General features: G+C 44.9%; 25 protein-coding genes. 13 read left to right on the top strand and 12 right to left on the bottom strand.

Features of this window, described 5'->3' with window-relative positions:
- Window positions 1–16: 16 nt before the first annotated feature.
- Both AC5EF3_RS07010 and AC5EF3_RS07005 read right to left on the bottom strand, forming a co-directional pair.
- Window positions 17–1,480, bottom strand: coding sequence for an RsmB/NOP family class I SAM-dependent RNA methyltransferase (locus tag AC5EF3_RS07010; RefSeq protein WP_493547521.1), 1,464 nt, complete (start codon window positions 1,478–1,480; stop codon window positions 17–19).
- On the bottom strand, window positions 1,481–2,332 hold the full coding sequence (locus AC5EF3_RS07005) for a M48 family metalloprotease (protein ID WP_015828825.1): 852 nt from the start codon (window positions 2,330–2,332) through the stop codon (window positions 1,481–1,483).
- A 147-nt stretch (window positions 2,333–2,479) separates the two neighbouring features.
- On the opposite strand from AC5EF3_RS07005, the gene AC5EF3_RS07000 reads away from it, so the two are divergent.
- On the top strand, window positions 2,480–2,743 hold the full coding sequence (locus AC5EF3_RS07000) for a DUF1674 domain-containing protein (RefSeq protein WP_493547520.1): 264 nt from the start codon (window positions 2,480–2,482) through the stop codon (window positions 2,741–2,743).
- Between the two features lie 121 nt (window positions 2,744–2,864).
- Window positions 2,865–3,494: a hypothetical protein gene (locus tag AC5EF3_RS06995; protein WP_493547519.1), complete on the top strand. Its 630-nt coding sequence runs from the start codon at window positions 2,865–2,867 to the stop codon at window positions 3,492–3,494.
- 15 nt (window positions 3,495–3,509) lie between these two features.
- Here the strand turns inward: AC5EF3_RS06995 and AC5EF3_RS06990 are convergent, their stop codons facing one another.
- On the bottom strand, window positions 3,510–4,304 hold the full coding sequence (locus tag AC5EF3_RS06990) for an SDR family NAD(P)-dependent oxidoreductase (protein ID WP_493547518.1): 795 nt from the start codon (window positions 4,302–4,304) through the stop codon (window positions 3,510–3,512).
- An 83-nt stretch (window positions 4,305–4,387) separates the two neighbouring features.
- Here AC5EF3_RS06990 and AC5EF3_RS06985 point away from each other — a divergent pair, with 83 nt between their 5' ends.
- Together AC5EF3_RS06985 and AC5EF3_RS06980 are read left to right on the top strand one after the other, a co-directional pair.
- On the top strand, window positions 4,388–4,537 hold the full coding sequence (locus tag AC5EF3_RS06985; RefSeq protein WP_159098047.1) for a hypothetical protein: 150 nt from the start codon (window positions 4,388–4,390) through the stop codon (window positions 4,535–4,537).
- 118 nt (window positions 4,538–4,655) lie between these two features.
- Window positions 4,656–5,060: a hypothetical protein gene (locus AC5EF3_RS06980; RefSeq protein WP_493547517.1), complete on the top strand. Its 405-nt coding sequence runs from the start codon at window positions 4,656–4,658 to the stop codon at window positions 5,058–5,060.
- A 35-nt stretch (window positions 5,061–5,095) separates the two neighbouring features.
- Here the strand turns inward: AC5EF3_RS06980 and AC5EF3_RS06975 are convergent, their stop codons facing one another.
- The 4 genes from AC5EF3_RS06975 to typA all read right to left on the bottom strand — a co-directional run bounded on the left by AC5EF3_RS06975 (window position 5,096) and on the right by typA (window position 9,018).
- The gene (locus tag AC5EF3_RS06975) at window positions 5,096–5,707 is read right to left on the bottom strand and encodes a LysE family translocator (protein ID WP_493547516.1); all 612 of its coding nucleotides are present in this window, start codon (window positions 5,705–5,707) and stop codon (window positions 5,096–5,098) included.
- A 200-nt stretch (window positions 5,708–5,907) separates the two neighbouring features.
- Window positions 5,908–6,375, bottom strand: a complete 468-nt coding sequence (locus AC5EF3_RS06970) for a superoxide dismutase [Ni] (RefSeq protein WP_493547515.1) — start codon at window positions 6,373–6,375, stop codon at window positions 5,908–5,910.
- Between the two features lie 80 nt (window positions 6,376–6,455).
- Window positions 6,456–7,073, bottom strand: a complete 618-nt coding sequence (locus AC5EF3_RS06965) for a DUF1287 domain-containing protein (protein WP_493547514.1) — start codon at window positions 7,071–7,073, stop codon at window positions 6,456–6,458.
- 118 nt (window positions 7,074–7,191) lie between these two features.
- Entirely contained in the window at window positions 7,192–9,018 is a 1,827-nt protein-coding gene (typA, locus tag AC5EF3_RS06960) for a translational GTPase TypA (protein WP_015828817.1), read from the bottom strand.
- Window positions 9,019–9,314: 296 nt separating this feature from the next.
- On the opposite strand from typA, the gene AC5EF3_RS06955 reads away from it, so the two are divergent.
- The gene (locus tag AC5EF3_RS06955; protein ID WP_493547513.1) at window positions 9,315–10,988 is read left to right on the top strand and encodes a methyl-accepting chemotaxis protein; all 1,674 of its coding nucleotides are present in this window, start codon (window positions 9,315–9,317) and stop codon (window positions 10,986–10,988) included.
- A 14-nt stretch (window positions 10,989–11,002) separates the two neighbouring features.
- Here AC5EF3_RS06955 and AC5EF3_RS06950 read toward each other — a convergent pair whose 3' ends face one another.
- Entirely contained in the window at window positions 11,003–12,112 is a 1,110-nt protein-coding gene (locus AC5EF3_RS06950) for a glycosyltransferase (protein ID WP_493547512.1), read from the bottom strand.
- A 216-nt stretch (window positions 12,113–12,328) separates the two neighbouring features.
- Between AC5EF3_RS06950 and AC5EF3_RS06945 the strand changes: the two genes are divergently transcribed.
- The gene (locus AC5EF3_RS06945; protein WP_493547511.1) at window positions 12,329–13,765 is read left to right on the top strand and encodes a glutathione S-transferase family protein; all 1,437 of its coding nucleotides are present in this window, start codon (window positions 12,329–12,331) and stop codon (window positions 13,763–13,765) included.
- A 29-nt stretch (window positions 13,766–13,794) separates the two neighbouring features.
- Window positions 13,795–14,421 (top strand): rhomboid family intramembrane serine protease, encoded by a 627-nt coding sequence (locus AC5EF3_RS06940; protein ID WP_015828813.1) that lies wholly within the window; start codon window positions 13,795–13,797, stop codon window positions 14,419–14,421.
- A gap of 158 nt (window positions 14,422–14,579) precedes the next feature.
- Here AC5EF3_RS06940 and AC5EF3_RS06935 read toward each other — a convergent pair whose 3' ends face one another.
- Window positions 14,580–15,086 carry an Hsp20 family protein gene (locus tag AC5EF3_RS06935; RefSeq protein WP_015828812.1) on the bottom strand — a complete coding sequence of 169 codons (507 nt, stop codon included), beginning with the start codon at window positions 15,084–15,086 and terminating at the stop codon, window positions 14,580–14,582.
- A 217-nt stretch (window positions 15,087–15,303) separates the two neighbouring features.
- Here AC5EF3_RS06935 and AC5EF3_RS06930 point away from each other — a divergent pair, with 217 nt between their 5' ends.
- From AC5EF3_RS06930 to AC5EF3_RS06915, 4 genes are all read left to right on the top strand, one after another.
- The gene (locus tag AC5EF3_RS06930; protein WP_493547510.1) at window positions 15,304–16,203 is read left to right on the top strand and encodes a class I SAM-dependent methyltransferase; all 900 of its coding nucleotides are present in this window, start codon (window positions 15,304–15,306) and stop codon (window positions 16,201–16,203) included.
- 132 nt (window positions 16,204–16,335) lie between these two features.
- Window positions 16,336–17,217, top strand: coding sequence for a hypothetical protein (locus AC5EF3_RS06925; protein WP_493547509.1), 882 nt, complete (start codon window positions 16,336–16,338; stop codon window positions 17,215–17,217).
- A 127-nt stretch (window positions 17,218–17,344) separates the two neighbouring features.
- Window positions 17,345–17,647, top strand: a complete 303-nt coding sequence (locus AC5EF3_RS06920; RefSeq protein ID WP_015828809.1) for an SCP2 sterol-binding domain-containing protein — start codon at window positions 17,345–17,347, stop codon at window positions 17,645–17,647.
- Between the two features lie 116 nt (window positions 17,648–17,763).
- Window positions 17,764–18,693: an alpha/beta fold hydrolase gene (locus tag AC5EF3_RS06915; protein WP_493547508.1), complete on the top strand. Its 930-nt coding sequence runs from the start codon at window positions 17,764–17,766 to the stop codon at window positions 18,691–18,693.
- A 1-nt stretch (window position 18,694) separates the two neighbouring features.
- Here the strand turns inward: AC5EF3_RS06915 and hisN are convergent, their stop codons facing one another.
- From hisN to AC5EF3_RS06900, 3 genes are all read right to left on the bottom strand, one after another.
- Window positions 18,695–19,516 (bottom strand): histidinol-phosphatase, encoded by an 822-nt coding sequence (gene hisN / locus AC5EF3_RS06910; protein WP_493547507.1) that lies wholly within the window; start codon window positions 19,514–19,516, stop codon window positions 18,695–18,697.
- A gap of 158 nt (window positions 19,517–19,674) precedes the next feature.
- On the bottom strand, window positions 19,675–20,073 hold the full coding sequence (locus tag AC5EF3_RS06905) for a helix-turn-helix transcriptional regulator (RefSeq protein ID WP_015828806.1): 399 nt from the start codon (window positions 20,071–20,073) through the stop codon (window positions 19,675–19,677).
- A gap of 375 nt (window positions 20,074–20,448) precedes the next feature.
- Window positions 20,449–21,402, bottom strand: a complete 954-nt coding sequence (locus AC5EF3_RS06900; protein ID WP_493547506.1) for an N-formylglutamate amidohydrolase — start codon at window positions 21,400–21,402, stop codon at window positions 20,449–20,451.
- Between the two features lie 137 nt (window positions 21,403–21,539).
- On the opposite strand from AC5EF3_RS06900, the gene cpdR reads away from it, so the two are divergent.
- Complete coding sequence (cpdR, locus tag AC5EF3_RS06895; RefSeq protein WP_407635713.1) at window positions 21,540–21,902, top strand: cell cycle two-component system response regulator CpdR; 363 nt, start codon at window positions 21,540–21,542, stop codon at window positions 21,900–21,902.
- 103 nt (window positions 21,903–22,005) lie between these two features.
- Complete coding sequence (locus AC5EF3_RS06890; RefSeq protein WP_493547505.1) at window positions 22,006–23,190, top strand: BaiN/RdsA family NAD(P)/FAD-dependent oxidoreductase; 1,185 nt, start codon at window positions 22,006–22,008, stop codon at window positions 23,188–23,190.
- Window positions 23,191–23,197 lie beyond the last annotated feature (7 nt).

Here is a 23,197-nt window from a genome sequence, read left to right as displayed (position 1 = left end):
TGGAAACTGAACTAAATTAGACCTTTTCAAGGCGCGCCATATAGAACACATCCGACGTGACGAGATCTTCGGGGTTTTCAATATCGAATTTTGGAAGGCTTAATAGTCCGCCAAAATCGTCAATCGCATGCTCATAGCCGGGCACTTCTTCAGGCGTAATGGGTTTACTTATCCATTTGCCACTATCAACGGCTTCTTTGACAACTTCAATCCCTTCAGCGGGAAGGGGCGTACATACACAATATAGCATTGTACCGCCAGATTTCATCATGTCGTAGGCTGCTTGAACAAGTTTGATCTGAAGGCCGGAATATCTATCCAAACCTTTATCATTTCTTCTCCAAGCGCCTTCAGGGTGGCGCCTCAAAGTTCCCAATGCAGAACAAGGTGCATCCAAAAGCACAGCATCAAAAGGTTCAGCAGGTCGCCAATGGCGTGCATCTGTCACTTGCGTTTTGGCTTTCAATCCTGTGCGTTCTAGGTTTTCGCGTACTTTTTCAATACGTTGTTCAGAAAGGTCTATGGCCGTAACCTTTGCACCCTTGCTAGCAAGTTGCATTGTTTTACCGCCGGGCGCAGCACATAAATCTCCAATTGATAATCCTTTGACATCGCCAAATAACTGCGCTGGCAGCGTTGCAGCAACATCTTGCACCCACCATTCGCCTTCAACATAACCTTCTAATTCTGTTAGGCTGGCACCTGTGGGTAGTCTAACTGAACCAGAGGGAAGGGCTGTGCCTTCTAGTTTTTGTGCCCAAGCTTCGGGATCTGATTTCACGGTCAGATCAATACGCGGCTCTAGCATTTGCATCATCGCGATGTTTTGCGTGGTTTCTTCGCCAAGTGCGCTGGAAAAACGCTCTGATAGCCAATCTGGCCAGATGCGGCTGGCTGGTAGGCTTTCATAAGCTTCTGGTTCACGTCCGGCGCGGCGTAAAATAGCGTTCACCATACCGCCGCCTCGCGATGCTGGTTTCCATTGGCGTGCTGCTTCTACTGTCGCATCAACTGCCGCATAAGAAGGTGCTTTTAAAACCCATAATTGGGCACAACCAACGCGCAATAAAGACAATACAGCGGGGTCTATTTTCTCTAATGGTCGGTCCAGATAGGTTTCAAGAGCATCATCAATGCGACCAAAAGCGCGTAAGGCGGCTGAGGCAATTGCGCGTGCAAAGCCGCGATCTGGTCCTTCTAATTCGTCGAAGAATTTTGAACTTGCTAGCGCCTCATCCATGTCTGCGCCTTCATGCACGATACGCATGAGAATATCCGCAGCAGCGCGTCGGCTCTGCCAACCGTTTTGAGGCAGCTTTCCACCTGTACGTTTGGTGGAATTGTCCTGAGGCTTTGAACGTGGGTTTTTACCAGAACGAGATCTGGTGCGTTCGCCTGAAGAGTTTTGGCTGTTTGGTCCAGAACGGCGATTAGGCCCACGTGGTGAACGCGGGCCTTTACCTGATGAAGTATCGTTCACTTAGTAACGCGTTTCAGGTTTAGCGGTTGAACTAATGTTATTATCTTCAGCCTGACGACGTAAACGCGCAATGCGTTTCTCTGTTGCCGGGTGGGATGAACGGTGTGTGCGTTTAGATGCGTGCAATGGATCGACCACGTAGATATGAGCTGTCGCAGGGTTCTTCTCAGCGATAGGGTTGAGAAGAGATACGGTATTGCGGTCTATCTTTTCCAGAGCGGCGGCAAGATCAAGGGGTTTTCCACAAATTTTTGCACCATCACGGTCTGCAGCGTGTTCGCGAGACTTAGAAGCAAAGATTAAAGCGACAGTTCTTGAGATGAATCGTGATGAAATGGCAGATAGGCCAATTGGCGCAAATATGATCCATGTGAGACGGTTTAACAGACCTGAAACAGCCGATGCTATGCCCATGGATAAGCTGTCGCCTCGTTTCACATGCGCGAGCTCGTGTGCGATTACTGCGCGTGTTTCGGCGCGGCTAAGGGTCATCAACAAACCATTTGTTACAGCGATGGACGCGTGAAGTGCGTCACGGCCAACTGCAAAAGCATTTGGTTGGTGAGCGTCCATGATAAACAGACGCGGACATATCATCCCGGCGTTAAAAGATAGGTCACGACATTCTTTAACGAATGAACGCACCATTGGAGAGGGGTGGTTTTCATCTACTTCTTGAGCTTTGTGGGCACGCAAGACAAGACTGTCAGCTTTCCAAAAAACAGCAATGTGGAAAAGCAAAGCAATAGCCGTTGCTATAACTGCGCCCTGATTGCCATAGATTGCCCAGCCAATCCCCGCAAAAATAGCATGGATGAAGAACATAAATAAGGTTGCGCGCAAATAGCTCACGGGTCAGCTCCAAAGAGATGAAGGTACAGATATTCGTACCTTTGGGTTGAATTTGATTGGTCTTATTAAGTTGTCACTCATGAAGGTTAATGAATTCCAACTTTAAAAAGCGCTGGACTAAAAAAAAATAGAAATTATCTAGTTTGCATGACCCAAAATAACGAAAATGACTCAAATTCTGAAATTCAAGCCAATTCAGAGGATTTAAACCCGACAATTCCCGGCGCTGCACCGGGGAAAGTTTTGACCGGTGCTGCCAAACGCGCATTGGAAGAGGCTGCCATTCGACGTGAAGCTGAAATGGCCGAAACAGCCAAGAAAAAATTGGTTGAAGAGTGGAATGGTCCTGCTGGTGAAGAACCAACGCGTTATGGCGATTGGGAGCGTAAAGGAATCACTTACGACTTCTAATTTGCTAACTTGAATAAAGGCGAATGCAGTTATGAATATTCCCGCCAGAGGCGCGAGTGATTGCGTCAGCTTGATAGTTCGAGTTAACCTCTCATTAATTGTTGAAATTAGTGAGCGTATTATGATGAAATCATTTCTCGGTTCAGGTGTTGTTTTGGTTGCTGCGTTTGCAGGACTAACACCCATAGCTTTCGCTGATGGAAGCAATACGCCGACAATTCATACGCCGGCACCAGCACCTTTGAACGTGCAATCATATTCCTCGTCTTCACCGACTATTCACTACGCGAATCCAACTGCGGCTGGAACCAAGATATATTCGTCATCATGCGCCAACTCAGATAATGAAGTTTGTTCAGGAACATTTGTTTCAACTGGGCGTGTTGTGTTGTCAGGTGAGGCTCCAGCTTATGTTGAATCTGTTGCGCCAATCATTCACCGCGGACAACACATGACTTCGACACCTGTGACACAAAAAGTCGTTACGCATTCGCAAAAACTTCAGCACCAAAACTGCAATTGTTGCGCTAATTGTCAGCACACATCACACGGTTCTCAGCAAATTCATATGGATGGAAATTTCACTGGCGGTGTAGGTGCAGGTGTTTCTAGTAATTGGGGCGGCGGACATGGCGGCTTTTTAAGCGTTCAAAGTCCTATGGTGCGCTCGCGTAATTCTGTGATGTATCACCCATATTCATCCTATATTCCACGCCACCGCACATATCGCGTCAACAAGCGTCGCGGCTAAAATTATCGCCTGAATTTAACGGTGACGCGCTTTCATTAGGTGCATGATTAGTTGTTCGGGAAGTATTTTGTTTAATATATACAATGCCTTATTGATGGGCCCTGGAATGCAGACAGGATTGGATCTCTGTCCTGCTTTAAAGGTTGCCTTGGCGACATCTTCCGAAGATTGCCAGAGATATTTGGGCAGTGCTTCAAGTTTGCCTCTTTGGCCATTCACATCGTGAAATTCCGAATAGGTCAGACCCGGACATACCGCAACTATATGTAAGCCATACTTTTGGTTTTCCATATACAAAGATTGCGAAAACTTGATCAAAGCAGCTTTACTTGCAGCATATAAAGTATGCCCACGACCAGCTGGTGCAAAGCCAGCCATTGAGGCGATATTTATGATGCTCCCATGACCTCTTTTTCGCATTGCTGGAAGCAAAGCATGTGCTAATTCGCAGGGTGTATTGAGCATTAATTGCAAGAAAGACGCTTGTTCTTGCCAGCTCGTATTTGTAAATTCTGGGGCTAATCCAAAGCCTGCATTATTCACTAATATTTCGACATCTCTTTGAATAGTTTGAAGATATTGTACAATTTGTTGCGTGCTGTCAGGTCGAGATAAGTCCACGCAATGAATATATGTTGAGATACCGTGTGCCGTCGAAAGTTCCTCGCCCAGTTGTTCTAACTTTTCTTTGCGGCGCGCAACAAGAATAACATCATAATTATTCGCAGCGTATTCCCGCGCAATTGCTTCGCCAATGCCCGCCGAAGCTCCTGTAATCAATGCAAGTGGTCGTTGCCGCTTCGCTAACATCTTATGAGCCCTGTGCATTTAAGGTATTGAATTTGGATCAGCCTTAGTGACAATGATCCCCTCAAAAGAAAAGGGGTAGGGCATTGAAAACTCTAAAGATAGCTGGGTTAATCCTTGGAACAATTTTGATCGCCTATTTGTCAGCATGGGCGCTTCAAGACGATAAGAGCAAGCCGCCAAGTTTCAAACCTAAAATGTCCGACCACAATGGAACGCCGCCCGGCAAACATTGAAGCTGACAAAAATGATAGTGTTTTATCTCAATTGAACACAGTATTCCTGTTAACGGATTACGGTAGTCAGGGTAAGACTAGTTATCTTTATTTGGTTTTTGCGGTGAGGAGTGTCTCCATGGAACAGATTCTAGAAATGCTTAATAAGGTTTTTGGTGAAGGTGGAGACCTTGCAGGTATTGCTTCAGCTGCGGGGTTGGGAGGCGGCGCGACTAGTGCTGCTGCCGTGGTTGCTTTTCGCGGCATGGTCATGAAATTCATCGTGCGAATTGTGACGACAGCTGCTTTCACTGGTATTGGCTTTTTGGTTTTGCTCAATCAGTTAGGATTTGAAATCGTACCAAAGGAAGACTTGCAAATTTCTCAAAATGGAAATGCGAAATCTCCTTTGTATTCTGAATGGGTTGGTATTGAAGGCATGTCTACTCAAGCTGAAAATAGGCTGCAGAAAGCCGAACGCGAAGGTAAGCGTGTTATCGTGTTGGGGCGTCGTTCTAAAAATGACGAAAACGATAATTCCTAGGCGATATCAAAGCTGAGATTGAACGTCGGTCGGGTCTAGTGGCCAAACCAAGCAGGATATAAGGACAAAACTAGCAGCACGGCTGCTGTAATGTTGAAAACACGCGTCTTGAGTGGGCTGTTTAAGAATTGACGAATTTTTGTACCTGCGATGGTCCAAATACTGATGCTGGGCAGGCTTACGATCCCAAATACAGCGCATATGACCAAGACGCTTAAGAATGGTGCATCCTGCACAGAGTAAGCCGCCATCGCCGTTGTGCCCATTGTCCAAGCTTTGGGATTAACCCATTGAAACAATGATGCTTGCATGAAGGTGAGGGGCGCTGAACCTAAAGCATTTTCATCTGATGCTGATTGTAGAGGCTTTGCGTTGGCAATTTTCCAAGCAAGAAACAAAAGATAAAGCGTGCTGACGATTTTTAGAATTGTAAATGATTGAGGAAATGCCTCAAACACACGCACTAATCCGATCCCGACAAGAAAAAGCATGAAGATGAAACCAAGTCCAACACCTAACATGTGCGGGATCGTGCGACGGAAACCGAAATTGGCTCCCGATGCCATGAGCATGAGATTGTTAGGACCAGGTGTTATGGATGCCACACCACCAAAGGCAAAAAGTGCAAGGATAATTTGATAAGTCATGAAGGTGCAATAATAATCACTTTTTAGAGCAATATGCGTTTACAATTAATGATAAAAAATGACCAGATGAATGGTTAAATATTGCGAGAACTTTATCGTGTTGGCAATGGTGAATGCATTATGTGGTTGAGAAAATATTCGTCCAGCTGATCTTTGAAACGATAATATGATGACCAGCTGGAGAAGATTATTTCATCGGTTTAGTGTTCATGTCCGTGAATTTTAAAATAAAGCGTCTTATAAGCTTCTATTTTGGTGCCCAGAATATCCGCTTTTTCCATGTCTGAACTTTGTTTTGTTTTCATGGCGGCAACGATGATTGAATGTGCTAGCTCTAAAGATTGAACATATTCCTCGTTTTTAGCTGCATCAGCCGGCGCTTTAATGCGTTGCGCTAAAAAATAAGTAGCCATTTCATCTTGAATTTTTTGTGCGTGGTTTTCTTTATTTATCACCCAGCGGACTGTGTCATGTGTGGTTTTTGATTCAGAAATACCCTCAATGGAACGTTTGATCGTCTTAACGTGAAGGGCGAGTTCATCAAATTTGGCTTCGTCATCATAAATTCCACAAGGAATTTCACAATGTGCCATTGCAGGGGCGGCCATGGAAAAAGTTGAAATTCCAAGAGCTAAAGCTGTGAATAGAGTGCGAGTCGTTTGTTTCATGGGGTGCCTCGTGGTGATGTGGATATGAAAAGTCTTGTCACATATTTGAGAGACATTCTCAACATGTTTAAATTTGATCACTAAAATTGTGATCGTTTAGGCCGATATCGTCCTGTAATTGGCCAGTTAAATAGCACGCTTTCCAATTGCGGGCCTGCACCTATATTGTGAACAATAAGAGGTGTGCCATCGCGTGCCTTTTGGTCTGTGACGATGCCTATGTGTGGCATCCATCCACGGCCATGGCCACTTAAGTTCCACGCGACGATATCGCCTGCTTGATAATCAGATGGGTTTTCCGAAGGCGACAGGCGCATTCCTTGGCGTGATAGATAGGCTTCTATGTTCGGCACGCGGCGATGGTCAATATTGCGATCTGTGCGCTTTAGCCCCCATCGTTGAGGGTAGGCATTAAAATTGGCTTTCATGTCTTCATGGATGAGTTTTTGTAGATCTATATCGAGCGTTCTGAGGGCACGTATAACGACATCTGCGCAGACACCTTTATCTGGTGCTACGTCTCCATTGGGATAATCAAGGCGTACATAAGCGGGATCATAAGTCACTGAATGGTGTGTGCGTTCTATAGCGGAGCTCGAAAGGCGTTTGCCAAATTCGATATCGCTTACTTGCGCAAAACTTGAAGAGGCAAAAGCCAGCGGTAAAATTGTAGCGAAGAAGGGGGCTGCATATCTCATGTGTATATCAGATAACTAAAACTTGGCTGATATGGGGCGAGAATAGGCATGTGCTGTCACGAAAAAGCCCCACCAGAATGAACGGGTGGGGCTTAAAACTTCGTCGCTATTGCAAAGCTTATGCTTTGCCGCGGTTCCGTTTACGGTCGTTCGGGTCTAGCCAGACTTTACGAAGACGGATGCTTTCTGGTGTGACTTCAACCAATTCGTCATCTTGGATGTAAGCAAGTGATTTTTCTAAAGTCATTTGAAGAGGTGTTGTCAAACGAACAGCTTCATCTGTACCTGATGAACGCATGTTTGTAAGTTTCTTACCTTTTAGACAGTTTACTTCAAGGTCGTTATCGCGAGTGTGCTCACCGATGATCATACCTTCGTAAACTTTCACACCAGCACCGATCATCATCGGACCACGGTCCTCTAGGTTCCAAAGCGCGAATGCAACAGCTTCACCAGTGCCGTTAGAGATCAACACACCTGTGTGACGACCAGTGATAGCACCTTTGTGAGGAGCGTAATCATGGAAAATACGGTTCATAGTTGCTGTACCGCGTGTGTCACCGAGCAATTCACCTTGGTAACCAATCAAACCACGTGATGGTGCGTAGAATACCAAACGTGTGCGGCCAACACCTGATGGGCGCATGTCGATCATCTCAGCTTTGCGCTCATTCATTTTTTGAACAACGATACCTGAGTGCTCTTCGTCCACATCGATCACAACTTCTTCGATAGGCTCAAGCTTGTTGCCGTTTTCGTCTTCTTTGAAAACAACTTTCGGACGAGAAACACCAAGCTCGAAGCCTTCGCGGCGCATTGTTTCAATCAATACAGAAAGCAGAAGCTCACCACGTCCTGATACTTCAAAAGCATCACCTTCAGCAGCGCGCGCTACTTGCAGAGCAACGTTACCTTCAGCTTCTTTTTCCAAGCGATCCCAAATCATACGGGAGGTTACTTTTGTACCTTCGGTTCCGGCAAATGGTGAGTCATTCACACGGAATGTCATTGTGATTGTTGGCGGGTCAATCGGTTGAGCTTGCATAGCTTCGGTCACTGCAGGGTCACACAATGTGTCTGCAACAGTGGCTTTCGTCATTCCTGTTAGAGATACGATATCTCCGGCAACACCTTCATCAACAGGGGAACGCTCTAGTCCGCGGAAAGCGAGAACTTTGGAAACGCGGAATTGTTCGATCAAAGTACCATCGCGAGACAATGCTTTGAGCGTTTGGTTTGGTTTAACCGAACCTGAAGCAACACGTCCAGTTAGAACACGACCAAGGAAATTATCAGAAGAGATTGTTGTGGCTAGAAGGCGGAATGGGCCTTCTTCTGTAACTGGTTCAGGTACATGCTCGATGACCATGTCAAACAGAGCAGCCATATCTTCTGTTGGGTTGTTGTAGTCTGTGCCCATCCAGCCGGCTTTGGCAGATCCGTATAGCACTTTAAAGTCAAGTTGTTCGTCTGTTGCATCGAGGTTTGCGAATAGATCGAAAACTTCGTCAATTACTTCATCAGGGCGGCGCTCTGGTTTGTCGATTTTGTTGACAGCAACGATTGGTTTTAGACCAAGTTTAAGCGCTTTAGATACAACGAATTTAGTCTGAGGCATTGGGCCTTCAGCAGCATCAACAAGAACAATACAACCGTCCACCATGTGAAGGATACGTTCCACTTCACCACCAAAGTCTGCGTGTCCTGGTGTGTCAACAATGTTGATGCGAGTGTTTTTCCAAACAACAGATGTGTTTTTTGCTAGAATTGTGATCCCACGTTCACGTTCTTGATCGTTTGAGTCCATCATCCGTTCAGATGTGGCTTGGTTTTCACGGAAAACACCGGACTGTTTCAAAAGACAGTCAACAAGTGTTGTTTTACCGTGGTCAACGTGAGCGATAATAGCGATGTTGCGCATCGAAGTGGTTTGTTCGGCGGTCATGTGGCATCTTCCGGGGAGATATAAATACTTTGACGCTGCAGAGCCTTTCCGCAACATCGTTTGGGCGCGACATACAGCAAAGAAACACGTTTGGCGACCCCTGACTGTTTATCCTGTGTAAGACGGGGAGCAATTCATGTTTGAATTTGAAGCGAGTACACTGCTTTTAGACGATCAAATGTAATATACTTCATCTTTTGCAAGGCGTTTTACTTTTAACGTATTAGTAATTCAAATATAGTTAAATTAACCATGGTGCATTGTAGCCCTTTACATAAACTGAGTTGGTACTTCCATTGTTGATATCTATAAAAAGCAAAATACTGAGTGTTGTTGCACTTTCTCTTTGCGGTATGGCAGTTTGCGTTTTTTCACTAAGCTGGCGCAGCTATCACAAGAGTGAGCAGGGAATACATAATCAACTGGAGAGCATTGTTCAGGCTTCCAATACTATTATCCAGTCTGAATATAATTTGTTCCAGGACGGCTTAATCACTGAAGCCGTAGCCAAGGAAAATGCACTTAGAAGTATTGCAGCACTTAGATATGGTGGCAGTGAATATGTTTTCATCCTTGATGAAGATGTAAATATGTTGATGCATCCAATCAAACCCAAATTAAACAATACTTCGGTTAAAAACTCTCAGGATCCGACAGGTAAATTCTTATTCCGTGAAATGGTTGATGTCGCCATGAATGGTGGTGGAATTGTTGAGTATATGTGGCCGCGCCCGGGCGACGAAGAGCCCGTACAAAAGGCGTCTTACCTAGACGTGTTTGAGCCGTGGGGATTTGTCATCGGTACAGGTGTTTACATTGATGATTTGAAGTCGGTTCTAATGAACACATTGATTGAAGGCTTTATTATTCTTCTTGCTTTTGGTGGCATTACTGGTCTGGTCGCTATGCGAACCGCAAACTCTGTTGTTCGCCCCATGCTAAGGCTAGCGGATACAATGAAAGAATTAACGCTTGGAAATACGTCCATTGCTGTTGAGGGTACAGAACGCAAGGATGAGATAGGTCCGATGGCTGTCGCGGTTACAGCTTTTAGAGATGGGCTTGCGGAGCGTGCGGTATTGGAAAAAGCAAATAAAGAAGCTGAATCTTCTAATTTATTGCGTCAAAACAAAATAGAAAAATTAATTGAAGTCTTTAAGGGTAAATCTGCAGACGTTCTTTCACAAATGGAAGCCAATATCCATTCGTTGAAATCTTCTTCTGATGGACTTCAAGGGTATGCTCAGGAAACTGATGCGCAATCTGCGCGGGCTTCTGCCGTCTCGCACGAAACATCTTCTAATGTCCAAACTGTTGCTGCTGCAGCTGAAGAATTGTCTGCGTCTGTGTCTGAAATTATGCAGAATGTACACAATAATAATGGAACGATCTCCGAAACAGCAAACATGACTTCTAAAGCAAATGAAAAGGTGAAGGAGCTCGCAAATGCTGTGTCTAAGATCAGTGATGTTGTCAGTTTGATTGCTGATATTGCTGAACAAACGAACCTATTGGCTCTAAATGCGACGATCGAAGCTGCAAGAGCTGGGGATTCTGGAAAGGGTTTTGCCGTCGTTGCATCTGAAGTTAAACAATTGGCTGATCAAACAGCGCGGGCTACGGATGAAATTTCAAACCAGATTTCTATGGTTCAAGGTTCAACGAAAGAAACTGTCGTCTCCATTGAAAATATCACTCAATCAATGGAAGAGGTTTCAAACATTATGTCCGCTATCGCAGCCGCTGTTGAAGAGCAGGGCGCTGCTACGAATGAAATTAGTCGAAATGCGCAATTTGCAGCTACAGGTACATTAGAGGTTTCAGAAAATACTCAGAATGTGACAAAAACAGCCAAAGATACAACTTCGTCAGCACTTGAAGTTGGACATGCAGCCGATGATTTAGCAATGCGCGCTGAAGAAATGAAAGTGCAAGTTGAGCAATTTTTAAGCGGCGTCGCGGCGGCCTAATTCGCTCGATAGACTTAGATTAAAGAAAGCAGTTTTTCTTCCAATTTTTTTGATTGTGTTTGAAGGTTGAAATTCTGCTCGGCGTGTACTTTCCCTTTCCGTCCCATCGCTAACGCGTTTTCTGGTGATGCTAGTAGGAGAGTCAGTTTTCTTGCAAATTCTACATGATCATTTTCATCAACCAAGAAACCGGTTTCATTGTCGATAATGCATTCTGGTATTCCAGCATGACGCGTCGCTATCACTGCGCAAGCGGCTAGCTGAGCTTCTATGCAAACCATTGGCAGTCCCTCGGCGTCTCCTGAGGCGGCCCGTTTAGATGGAATACAAACAATAGACGTTTCGGCAAAATGTTTTGGCATGTCATCTGCGGGAATCCAGCCGGGAAGTTCTGCATCGATATTAGCTGCTTTGAGTGTCTCGACGAGGTGTGCTTTGAGCGCACCTTCTCCAAGTAACCGAACTGTCCAACCCTCCAACTGATCAGAAACCAAGGCGAGTGCTTTTATGAGGGTGTCTATGCCTTTTTTTTCAATCCAGCGGCCGGCAAATAGAATAATTTTCTTCTTGTCGCCTGCATAAAAACGATCTGGATCAGCTGTATTACGGTGAACATTCATTTTACTTGCCGGGCAGCCTTTTGCTTTTAATTCTCGGCCAATAAATTCAGAGCAGGGCAATATAAGAGCAGCATCATTCCATAATTGTTGTCGACGACGATTATAGACACGAAACAAACTATTCTTAGTATTTGAATGCTTAGTTGCATCTCCACCATGGTAGGTGACAACTAGCGGAATATCCAAAGCCTTGGCTAGAGGAAGGGCATAGGCACCAGATTTACCAAAATGGGCATGAATTAGAACTGGTTTTTCTTTCTTAAGGCGCGCTAATAGTTTTTTAGAAATAATCCCAAATTGCTTGAAGCCGGTTTCACCTGCCAGGCCGTGATAGTCTCCAAGTGTAATGAAATCAGTATTTTCGGGTGCCGGTCCACGCACTTCATGGCCGATATAGATCGGTTTGAGGTTTGAAAAGCTTGTATAGGCACGATGAATGAAACTTTCTGAAGGAGAAAACAGCTTGTCTGCAAAGACCAGAAAGTTGGCTGGGGTGTCAGGCATCACAGTGTTCTATCCGCAAAAGTAATAGGGCAGCTTTAAAGGCGCATAAGTGGTAAAGCGCAAATTGAATATATATGTCCAGCGGGAGTTGCGCTAAAAATATAGAATGAAAGTGTGGTTTTGTTGCCATATTTTCAATTCAGCCTAATTAAGGCGGGTTGCTTTGAAAGGCGCTACGGCGTAGCGTCCGGCTCGATTTTCAGGAGTTATATAGATATGAGCGCGTCCTACCGTCTCTTTGGCGCGGAAACTTCCGCTTTCTCAATCAAGCTAAGAAGCTACATGCGCTATAAAGGCCTTGAGCATGAATGGCTTGTGCGTACATCTGAGAATGAAGAAACGCTCAAAGAAGTTGCAAGGTTTGCAACATTGCCCGTGCTTGTGACAGCGAATGGTTTTGCTGTACACGACACGACACCGACAATTGAAGCTCTTGAAGCTGATAGTCCTAACCCTGAAGCGATCCCAGAAGACTTATCATGCGCTTTTTTAGCGGCAGTCCTTGAAGATTATGCTGACCTTTGGCTTTCCAAAGCGGTGATCCAGTATCGCTGGGGACGAAAGAAAGATCAAAAGGAAGCTGCGATACGTGCTTTTGATGAGTATTTCGTTTCAGAGAAACCTGAAAACCGCAAAGAGATGCTTCAGGATTCAATCGAACGCATGATGGATATGTTTCCAAGCATGGGATTGAATAAGGAAATGGGCGGTGTTGTTGAGAAGAGTTTCAAACGTTTTGTGAAACTTTTGAATGTGCACCTTGAGAAACACTTGTTCATATTCGGTGGAAGACCATCTATTGCAGATTTTGGGCTCGCTGCTCAATTGGGACAATTGTTGAAAGATCCAACACCTGCGAAAATTATTGAAAAAGAAGGTCCATTCGTAAAAGCTTGGTGTGAGTTCATGGATGACCCAAAGCCAAATGGTCCATTTGAGCCATTGGCTGATTTGACTGAAACGCTTGCTCCTTTGTTTTCTAAAGAACTTGCCATTACGTTTCTGCCTTGGGCGGCGGCAAACCTTGAAGCATCTTTATCGCGTCAAGAAGAAGTGACTGTTGTTCTTGGCAAAGAAGCTGTGACACATGCACCATTGCGTTCAGCTGCACGCTCTTTCAAAGATGTGCGTCGTAAGTTTTCTACGCGTGATGATGAAGAAGCATTGATGTCATTTGTTGAAGCTGTGGGTATTGGAGAGTTTTTGCGTCGTCCAGAACGACCAAAACGTGATGACGATGGTAAAGGGCGCAATCATCGCCGTGGACGCCGAAGAGGCGCACGCAATAAACGCGAGAATGATACGACAGAAAGTGAAGCAGTCGTAGCAGCTGGGATTGTTGCGGTTGAAAATGAAGCTGATATTTCGGCTAAATCCGTAACTGAAGCGGAAACTAGTCCCGATAATTCCAATCAGCAAGAAACACCTATAGTTTCGTCTGAAGAGGCCAAAGTACAGGAAGCTGCTGATCAAGTTGAAAAAGCTGAACCGGCTGATTCTGATATAACTGAAAAGACTGAGGCGAACGAAAACACCTCTGTTGAGGCATCTCCTTCCATTGATGCGGGTTTAGAAGAAAAAACGAGTTCTGCTGTTTCGCAAGAAGATGGCGTTGCGTCGGATGATAATGAAAATCAAGCCACAAAAGACTAGATATTTAAGCGCATAGGGTGGGGTGATTGATGTTCGAAGTTTTATTAGGGGCACCGATCACGTTGGCGCTAATTGCGGCGAATGTGGCATTTTCATTGATCGGTTTTTCAAACGAGAAATTTTTTCGTGCGAATTATTTATTGGTTGGTGACATTGTCCAGAAGCACCAATGGTATCGGGTTTTAACATCAGGCTTTCTGCATGTGTCGCCGGGGCATTTATTGCTTAATATGCTGACGCTCTTCTTTTTTGGCCCGTATTTAGAAATAAAACTGCTGGGGCCGACAGGATATTTGCTGGTTTATTTTGTATCGCTCATTGCTGGTGGAGCGTGGGCTGTATTGGAAAATTATAGACGGCTTGATTATTCTGCGGTTGGAGCATCTGGTGCAGTTTCGGGTGCATTGATCTCATTCTGCATGTTTGAGCCATTCTCATTGATTTATTTGTTTATGATTATTCCCATTCCCGCCATCGTATTTGGAGTAGCATTCATCTCATATTCTGCTTTTGCTTCTGGCAATGAAGACTCTAAAATCGGACATGAAGCACATCTCGGTGGTGCTATTGCTGGACTTCTTGTTACGGTTTGTCTGCATCCGGGCATTCTCAATAGTTTGATTTCTCAGGTATTGAGTTTGGTATCCAGCGTTTAAAAACCTTATTTAAAAACAAAAAGCGATACTGCGCTGATCTCGGGAGGGGAGAGAGATCGGCAGTATCGCTTACCTGAATCGGGGGATCATTCAGGGATTTATAAGACGGACGAAATATCTAATCCATCTTTAAGTCTTGTTCTGGTGAGAGCGCTCTATTACGCGACACCGATTTTTGTTGTTTCAGCAGTGGCTTGACCGTCAATCGCTTCTGGTTGCGCCTTAGATGTCCCGCTGCCAATTGCTATTTTGCGGGGCTTCATAGCTTCTGGAAGCTCACGAATAAGGTCTATACGCAGCATACCGTGCTTCAAATCGGCTTGGGTCACGATAACGTGATCGGCAACCTGAAAGCGACGGACAAAGCCGCGTTCGGCGATTCCGCGATGGAGGAAGTTACGCTCATTTGCATCTGATGAACTGTCTGGCCCTGCCTTTTTGCCGACAACGGTCAGTTGGCCTTCTTTGATTTCGATCTCTAGATCGTCTTCAGAAAAACCAGCCACAGCAATCTCAATTGCAAATGCATTTTCGTCTAATTGTTCAATGTTATAAGGGGGATAGCCCTGTGCACCATCTAGTCGCTGTGCGGTATTTATTAGGTTTGCCATGCGGTCAAATCCAACCATCGTGCGGTAAAGTGGTGTTAAATCAATCGTGCTCATAGTTCTGTCCTTCTTAAGCAACAGGCGCGATCCGGGTGTCGATTGTTCCGGTTCACAGTTTCAAATTCCAAGCTTCACGCAACATATGTTCATCGCTCTGCTCGAGAGACCCGTCATCGGCGTCTCTGGATTAAAGTTAGGAATGAAGATTAGGGTGTTCAAGGGCAACAAAATAGATAATGTCCAAATTATTGATTTTAGGTGGAGGGAAATACCCATGAAAACAACTCAAATTTTGATGGCCGGAGCCGCAGTATTTGCACTCGTTGCATGTGAGCCAGAAACATCAACACCTGCAAATGAGGATGTAAAATCAGCATCCGAAACTGTAGAAACAACTGAAGTTGAATCCGAAAAAAGTGCAATTGAGCTTGCTTTGGAGGGTGACTGGCGCGTTGCTCCAGAGCGTGATGTTTGGCGCCACCCTGCTGAAACATTAGAGTTCTTTGGTGTTGAAAACAGTGACACTGTCGTTGAAATTTGGCCCGGTGGTGGCTGGTACACATCTGTTTTAGGGCCATACCTAAAATCAGGTGGCGGAAAATTGATTGCGGCTTCTTTTGATCCAGCATCTTCTGATTATGCAAAAAATGGTATCGAGAAATACACAGAAGCGTTCTTGTCAAAACCAGAAATTTACGGCGATATCGAGCTTACAGTTGCATCTAAAGAATCTGATGGGTTGGGTGTTGAAGGAACAGCCGATGTGGTTCTGACATTTAGAAATGTTCACAACTGGATGGGTGGATCTTATGCCGACAAAATGTTTGCAGATTCTTTTAGAGCTTTAAAGCCTGGTGGAATATTGGGTGTCGTTGAGCACCGTTTGCCAACAGCTGCAGAACAAGACCCTTCTGGTAGCGGTGGATATGTTCAGGAGTCTTTGGTGCGTCAAATGGCTGAAGAAGCAGGGTTTGAATTTGTGGCAAGTTCTGAAATCAATGCAAATCCTGCGGATACGGCTGACCACCCATTTGGTGTTTGGACTTTGCCGCCTGTAAATCGTTCTGCACCACGTGGAGAAGAGCCGGCGGCAGATTTCGATAGCGCAAAATACGCAGCGATTGGTGAATCTGACCGTATGACATTGAAATTTATGAAGCCAGAAGCTGAATAAAAACAAGTTAAAAAACTAACGTGGCATCCCTTCTCACAATGCAGAAGGGGTGCCATTCTATTTTCATTGTCTGGTAATGCTATTAAGGTGGGACTTAGCTTTAAGTTATCTATGATAAAAGGGGTGTCGGAGATGAAACGTTTTATTGCTTTGAGTGCGCTTTTTCTAAGTGTATTTACGTTTGCCTGTAGTGCACCACCTGAGGATTCCTACCCGAGTGAAACTCAAGAAGATTTTCCACCACCACCACCTCCGCCGCCACCTCCTCCTCCTGTTCTGCCTGAACCTGATGAAGATATGGGGATGGAAGCAAGTTCCGATGACGAGGTTGCATTGGATGAGGTTGCGTCCCTTGAGGTCGTGACTGATTTTTTAAGAGCAGACGAGGGCTTTTTGCCAAAAGAAGGCGAGCTTCCCGTTGGTTTGGTGTTGTTTGATAAAGATGAAGAGCTGAAAAATGCTGTGTTGTGTGATGCTTACACGAAAGAGTTAAGGACACATGCCGAGGCTAAAGCAGATGCACCGGATCAGGATTTTTTTGTGACTTACTGGTTGCTCAAAGATGAACCAGGCAATTTTTCAAGCTGTGATGCACTGCGAGATGCTTATGATTATGAGCGAGCAGAAAAAATAAAGTCCGATTATGGATTGGAAGATACCAAAGGACCTGTTTTCCTAGCCGTTGATGTAAATGGGGATAGTGTGTTCTTGGACTTAAGTGATGCAGATATGGCAGCGACGAGGGCGGCTGTGGATCAGTGGCTAATTCTTGCGCTTGAGAGTTCAGACGATACTGAAGAGATGGTGAATGAAGAAGCGTTTGCCGAAGCTGAGGTTGGGCAGGTTACACAGTCTAGGTTTTCGTTGGCATCCTTTTCCGTAAAGGTGAAATCAAAATTGTTATCTATGGAAACGACAGATTTACTGGAAGAAACGCAAGTCAAAGACCGAAAATTGTTTGCTTACAATGATCCAGATACTGGTTATCGCTTAGGTTCTACCCTGCGATTTTAAAAATGGGGGTTTCCCTTTACCCAAGGAAATCAGCTAAAGAGAATATGGGGAGTCGCAATTGCTGTTTTATCGTGGCAATTGTAGCAAAACACTATCAATAGCCTCGATATGAGGAAGGATTTACGACATGGATTTGAACGAAATTACTGCGAAGATTGCCGGTGTTGTTTCTTCAGGAACAGATTTTGACAACACAGTGAAATTTGACTTTGGTGACATTGGAAAATTGTTCATCGATGGTGCTCAGAATGCTGTCACCAATGAAGATGGTGAGGCTGATGCCACTATTTCTGTTGATTTTGAAGATTTCAAAAAACTTGCTCAGGGTCAAATGGATCCAATGATGGCTTTCATGCAAGGTAAATTGAAAGTTGCTGGTGACATGAGTGTTGCTATGAAACTTCAAGGTCTATTTTCAAGCATGAGCTAGTCTACTGATTTTAATCAGAATTAGAGTGCATTCTTTTCGCCATATATGTTGAGAATGCACTCATATTATATGGGTTTTGCTTAAATTGCGCGTGGTTTTGATGGGGATAGTTTTTGATGATTGAATATGTCCTGATACCGGATAATCCTGCGCCAGAATCGATTGAGATTTTCTATTTTAGAGATGATCAAAACCGTCAAATGCGTGGAATGTTCGCGCATGCTAGTTCTAAATATGCTTCGCCGCGTGGAACAATTATTATCAGTCCTGGGCGTACTGAATTCATCGAAAAATATTTTGAACTTACTAGGGACATGCAAGAGCGTGGGTTTTGCGTTGTTGCTTTTGATTGGCCTGGGCAAGGGTTATCTTATCGCATGCTCAAAGATCCCTTAGCGGGACATATCGATGATTTTAATACATATATTCAAGCTTTTCGCCGTGGCCTAAATGCGATTGATCACAAACTTTATGGAGCAAGAGTTGTATTGGCGCATTCTATGGGCGGAGCTATCGCCCTAGAAGCAATACGGCAACAAGTACTTGATGTTGAAGCTGCTGCTTTTTGTGCGCCAATGTGGGGACTTAAAATAGCGAAAATTCTGCATCCGCTTGTGCCCATAATGTGCAAAATCGGGAGATCTGAAAAACTTGTCCATAAGCATGATCTCGATGAGAAATTTGAAGGCAATATCATTACCAATTATGAAAAACGTTGGAAGGTCCAACAAGACCTAATCAAAGCAAACTCAAAATTGGCATTGGGTGCAATTACTTGGGGCTGGGTGAATGAGGCGCTGAAGGTATCTAAGACTTTAGCTCAGCCTAAAGCATTGGATCATATCAATATTCCCATACTCATCGGATCCGCATTGGAAGAAGCACTCGTGGACAATCATTCTCATGCCTTACTGGCAAGTCGTTTGAAGAGCGCTCAGCATATCAAAGTTGCTGGGGCAAAGCATGAAATCCTAATGGAAACAGATAGTCGTCGGGATCAGTTTATGACCGCTTTTGATAAAATGCTGGATCGTGCTGGGATATAAACTAGCTGCAACCAAGTGCTTTTGCAGAACGGCGCAGTGAAATAAGTGCTTCGTCCAGAATATTTTGATTTGCAGCAGCTACAATCTGTCCGCCGAGCTGCGCTGGTCTTCCGCACCAGTCTGTGACAACACCGCCCGCGTTTTCGATGACGGGGATGAGAGCTGCAACATCATAGGATTGTAGGCCAGCTTCTGCGACCATGTCCATTGTGCCGGCGGCAACACGCGCATATGCGTATGCATCTAGCCCATAGCGGGTGAGTTTTGCTGTTGCACGTAAATGTTCAAAGGCACCGCGTTCGGGATGAGTAAAAATGAAATAATCGGTCGTTGCGAGTATGGCGTCGGTCAATTTGGGACAGTTTCGTGTTTTTAAACTGTGTTTTTTACCTTCATTATCAATCATATATGATCCAGAAGGTGTGCCGACATAGCGCTCTTTCAGATAGGATTGATCGATAATGCCGATGACCGATTTTTCTTCTCTCACTAGTCCGATGAGCGTTGTCCAGACGGGAAGGCCAGACATGAATGCGCGTGTGCCATCAATGGGATCAAGATACCAAGTCCAGCCTGAAGTACCGGCTTTATAGCCATATTCTTCGCCCAAAATGGCGTCATCAGGGCGTTCTTTATCTATGATGTCACGAATAGTTTGTTCGGCTGCTTTGTCAGCAATTGTTACCGGATCAAAACCAGATGTCGCTTTATTGTCAGCGACTGACCCTTCACCTCTAAAAAAAGGTAGAATGGTCTTGCCTGCAGCGTCGGCCAGTTTCTCGGCGAAAGCTGTGAGTTCTAGTAATTCTTGTGCATTGCTCATACGAGCAAGATGCCGAGAGCTGCTATATTTTGCAAGCGGAAAGTCTACCACTGTGTGAACAGTGTCGATAAATTGGCAATGCTATGATCAATGAATATCGACTCTGTGAAGGGGTAGTGTGTGTCTACCCCTTAGTCAGAGTGTGTTTCGTGTCGCTTTTATGCGGCACCTTGATCTTTGTTGTCTTCTTCAAGTGCTTTTGCAAGATCTAGAAGGCGACGACGTGGGCGTTCGCTCAAACGATAATAGGCACGAACAAGTTCAAGTGTTTCTTTTTGAGAAAGAATGTCACCTGACAATGTGTCATTGCCGTCATTTGCTGGTGCTTGTTTTCCATCTGGCGCTAGTCCATCAAAGAAATAGCTGACATTAACTGTCAAAGCATTTGCAAGGTCGAAAAGACGACTGGCTGTTATGCGGTTTGCGCCACATTCGTATTTTTGAATTTGTTGGAAACGTACACCAATCTCAGAGGCTAGGTCTTGTTGGGTCATCCCCAGAAGACGGCGTCTGCGACGAAGGCGCTTTCCTACATAAATATCTACATCTGTTGCCATTGTTACACTCCGACCTTGTTGGCACGCTTGGCACCGTACCAATTGAATACCTGTCGGGGGGTACTGAGCAATCTATGGGCCAAATGTAGGAAATCGGCGAAGATTTTTTAAATGGGGCTTATTTTAACCATGCTTGATATGGATCGAGACCGAATCTGCTTAAACGGAGTGCAGTAAAATCTCGAATGCAAGCGAAACGGGCGGATGCTTAGAAAAATGTCATTATACGTTTTGAAAAATTGCGAAACACAATTGATTGGGGTTTAAAGGTCTTGCTGGCGTTCGCGCCGCATTCGTTCTGATTTTCAGAACGTTTCCTCCCTATTAAAACTTTCGGGCTGTGCGTTTGCATAGCCCTTTTTTTATTGCGTACCTCTATTGCGATTGCGGGATTGGTATATTTTTAGGGGTTTTGGGAGCGATTTGCTTTGCCCAAATATTTAATTCTTTAAAAATTGAATTTATGTCGGATTTCAGATTTTTAGCATTTTCTGACAATAAGACATTTTGTTCGTCCAAATAGAGCTTTCGATTTATTTCTATTTGCAAAGCATGGCGCTGCTTTTCAGGGCGGCCCTGTGATTGGGTGATAAATCCACCTGCATAGGGACGATTTCTGGCAACACTGTATCCGTGTGAAGTGAAAGCGTCTTCCACTTTTTGAGTCAGTTCAGCAGAACATGATCCGCCAAAGCGATCCCCCAGAACGATATCCGGGAAATTTCCGCCTATTTCGCTTTGAGACGGCATTGAGTGGCAATCGATCAAGAATGACACACCAAAATGTTTGCGGGTGGTGTCTATCAGAGCATCAAGGGCTTTGTGATAAGGTAGGTATATTGTTCTAATACGCTTTTTTACCTCATCTGGGGTAAGTTTACGCCCATATATAGTTTTTCCTGAAAATGCTATTCGCGGAATACACCCTAAACCTGCTTGGACGCGCGGTGTTCTATTGGGGCGGGGTGATTTTATGGGTGGATCTATAAGGTGAGCGTCCAATTCATTGGAGGCTCGGTTAAGGTCCAGACATGCACGACCTACAAGTGCGCGCAGCAGGGGAGCCCCTATTGCTGGAATATCATCAAATAATACATCGACATAGGCATCTTCCACGCGGCGGAGGTCCAAAGGGGTGGCAATACACGCACTAAAAAACGCACGCGGATAACATCTGCCCGAATGCGGTGAGGCAAAGACGAGCGGGCTTGTATGCGATTCTGGGTAAGATATGGAAAAACTCTCTTGCGAGTCGTCAAGAATGTGGCGGCAGGTTAGATCCTGAGCCTGTGTTGATTTATCTTCAGAAGAGGGAATGTGACCATGCATTCCAATGGTATAATCCGTGACGCAAGGTGAATGCAATCAATGAAATAAAGGAAGTTGCACTTGATTGTTCATTGGAACTTTACTCAATTATGGGAAGTTTGCTATTATTGCGAACAAGCGGTGTGGTGAGACAGGACATTATGGCTAAAATTATTCTTGCGGAAGACGACAACAGTCTGCGCGGTTTTCTTGTGAATGCGCTTAAAAAGGCAGGTCACACAGTTCGTGATTATGATGATGGTGAATCAGCGCTTGAAGCACTTCAGGAAGAAGTGTTTGATCTGCTTCTGACTGACATTGTTATGCCTGGTCTTGATGGGATCGAGCTGGCGCGCAAAGGTGCAGAACTTGATCCAGCAATGAAGATTGTTTTCATTACTGGCTTTGCGGCTGTTGCGCTGTCAAACGGTAGCCCGACACCAGCAGGGGCGAAAGTGCTTTCTAAACCTTTCCACTTAAGAGAATTGGTCGATGAAGTAGAACGCGTTATGGCTGCCTAAGCTTCGTCAATAGTGTTAAGATGGCCGCCGAGTGGGACTTGGCGGCTTTTTTGTATTTGCTTCATGGCTTGGCTAAAGCCTTAAACCGTGTTCCAAGGTGGTTATGTCTTCAGAAAATTACGATATTATTGTCCTTGGCGCAGGTGCGGCGGGGCTTTTTAGTGCCATTGAGGCGGGAAAACGCGGTCGATCAGTCTGCGTGATTGATCATGCCAAGAAACCAGCTGAGAAAGTGCGTATCTCGGGTGGTGGACGTTGTAATTTTACAAATGTGAACACGCATCCCTCCCGCTTCATTTCGCAAAATCCGCATTTTTGTAAGTCAGCGCTGAAGCAATATACGCAACATGATTTTATTGCGCGCGTGGATCAGCAGGGCATCAAATATCACGAGAAAACTTTGGGCCAATTGTTTTGCGATGATAGTGCGACTGAAATTATTCAAATGTTGTTGGATGATTGTGCGGCTAATAATGTCGAGATCAGGTTGAGCACTGAAATTACAGGTGTTTCTAAACGTGATACCGAATTTTTGGTGCAGACAAGTATAGGAAATATGCATTGTGAGTCACTTATTGTGGCAACGGGCGGGCTTTCTATTCCTAAAATGGGGGCGACACCTTTTGCTTATGAATTAGCAAAACAATTTGGCCTCAACATTATTGATCCACGTCCGGGACTCGTGCCTTTTATGTTTGGCGGAGAATTACTGGCAGAAATGTCGGAATTGTCTGGTGTGTCTGTGCGTGCGCGCATTGATACGGGGGAGATTGCCTTTGATGAAGCCATGCTCTTCACGCATAGAGGTTTATCAGGACCGGCCGCATTACAAGCCTCTTCTTATTGGCTGCCGGGTAATGAAATTGAAGTCAATTTGGCGCAGCGCGTTGATGTGTTGGCTGCATTGAAAAAGGGACGCGAAGAAGCGCCGAAAAAGAAACTGGCAAGCGTATTGGAAACATTTCTTCCGTCTCGTTTGGCGCAGTCAATTGCTGAACAGACATATGCTAGCTTTCGGATGGCTGATCTTTCCAACGCGAAATTGGAAGAGATTGCAAAGCGCATTTCTGCTTGGCGTTTAAAGCCAGTCGGCACGGAAGGTTATCGTACCGCTGAGGTGACGATTGGCGGTATTGATACCAATGATCTGTCGTCAAAAACGATGGAAGCTAAAAATGTAGCGGGATTATTCTTTATTGGTGAAGCTGTTGATGTCACAGGGTGGCTTGGTGGATATAATTTCCAATGGGCATGGTCATCTGGCTATGTGGCAGGGCAAAATGCCTAAACGAGAT

This window comes from Hirschia sp. (assembly GCF_058892565.1).
Note: the sequence above shows the minus strand (reverse complement) of the source record. Positions and strands in the feature narration are given on the sequence as shown.

Bases quoted from the DNA above. Each gene is read 5' to 3' on its own strand.
- AC5EF3_RS06965 (WP_493547514.1), bottom strand. From the start codon at position 7,073: ATGAGATATGCAGCCCCCTTCTTCGCTACAATTTTACCGCTGGCTTTT.
- AC5EF3_RS06925 (WP_493547509.1), top strand. From the start codon at position 16,336: ATGAAACGTTTTATTGCTTTGAGTGCGCTTTTTCTAAGTGTATTTACG.
- AC5EF3_RS06980 (WP_493547517.1), top strand. From the start codon at position 4,656: ATGGAACAGATTCTAGAAATGCTTAATAAGGTTTTTGGTGAAGGTGGA.
- AC5EF3_RS06945 (WP_493547511.1), top strand. From the start codon at position 12,329: ATGAGCGCGTCCTACCGTCTCTTTGGCGCGGAAACTTCCGCTTTCTCA.
- AC5EF3_RS07000 (WP_493547520.1), top strand. From the start codon at position 2,480: ATGACCCAAAATAACGAAAATGACTCAAATTCTGAAATTCAAGCCAAT.
- AC5EF3_RS06990 (WP_493547518.1), bottom strand. From the start codon at position 4,304: ATGTTAGCGAAGCGGCAACGACCACTTGCATTGATTACAGGAGCTTCG.
- AC5EF3_RS06920 (WP_015828809.1), top strand. From the start codon at position 17,345: ATGGATTTGAACGAAATTACTGCGAAGATTGCCGGTGTTGTTTCTTCA.
- AC5EF3_RS06900 (WP_493547506.1), bottom strand. From the start codon at position 21,402: ATGCATGGTCACATTCCCTCTTCTGAAGATAAATCAACACAGGCTCAG.
- hisN (WP_493547507.1), bottom strand. From the start codon at position 19,516: ATGAGCAATGCACAAGAATTACTAGAACTCACAGCTTTCGCCGAGAAA.
- AC5EF3_RS06995 (WP_493547519.1), top strand. From the start codon at position 2,865: ATGATGAAATCATTTCTCGGTTCAGGTGTTGTTTTGGTTGCTGCGTTT.
- AC5EF3_RS06915 (WP_493547508.1), top strand. From the start codon at position 17,764: ATGATTGAATATGTCCTGATACCGGATAATCCTGCGCCAGAATCGATT.
- AC5EF3_RS06890 (WP_493547505.1), top strand. From the start codon at position 22,006: ATGTCTTCAGAAAATTACGATATTATTGTCCTTGGCGCAGGTGCGGCG.
- AC5EF3_RS06975 (WP_493547516.1), bottom strand. From the start codon at position 5,707: ATGACTTATCAAATTATCCTTGCACTTTTTGCCTTTGGTGGTGTGGCA.
- typA (WP_015828817.1), bottom strand. From the start codon at position 9,018: ATGACCGCCGAACAAACCACTTCGATGCGCAACATCGCTATTATCGCT.
- AC5EF3_RS06930 (WP_493547510.1), top strand. From the start codon at position 15,304: ATGAAAACAACTCAAATTTTGATGGCCGGAGCCGCAGTATTTGCACTC.
- AC5EF3_RS06970 (WP_493547515.1), bottom strand. From the start codon at position 6,375: ATGAAACAAACGACTCGCACTCTATTCACAGCTTTAGCTCTTGGAATT.
- AC5EF3_RS06935 (WP_015828812.1), bottom strand. From the start codon at position 15,086: ATGAGCACGATTGATTTAACACCACTTTACCGCACGATGGTTGGATTT.
- AC5EF3_RS06940 (WP_015828813.1), top strand. From the start codon at position 13,795: ATGTTCGAAGTTTTATTAGGGGCACCGATCACGTTGGCGCTAATTGCG.
- AC5EF3_RS06905 (WP_015828806.1), bottom strand. From the start codon at position 20,073: ATGGCAACAGATGTAGATATTTATGTAGGAAAGCGCCTTCGTCGCAGA.
- AC5EF3_RS06950 (WP_493547512.1), bottom strand. From the start codon at position 12,112: ATGCCTGACACCCCAGCCAACTTTCTGGTCTTTGCAGACAAGCTGTTT.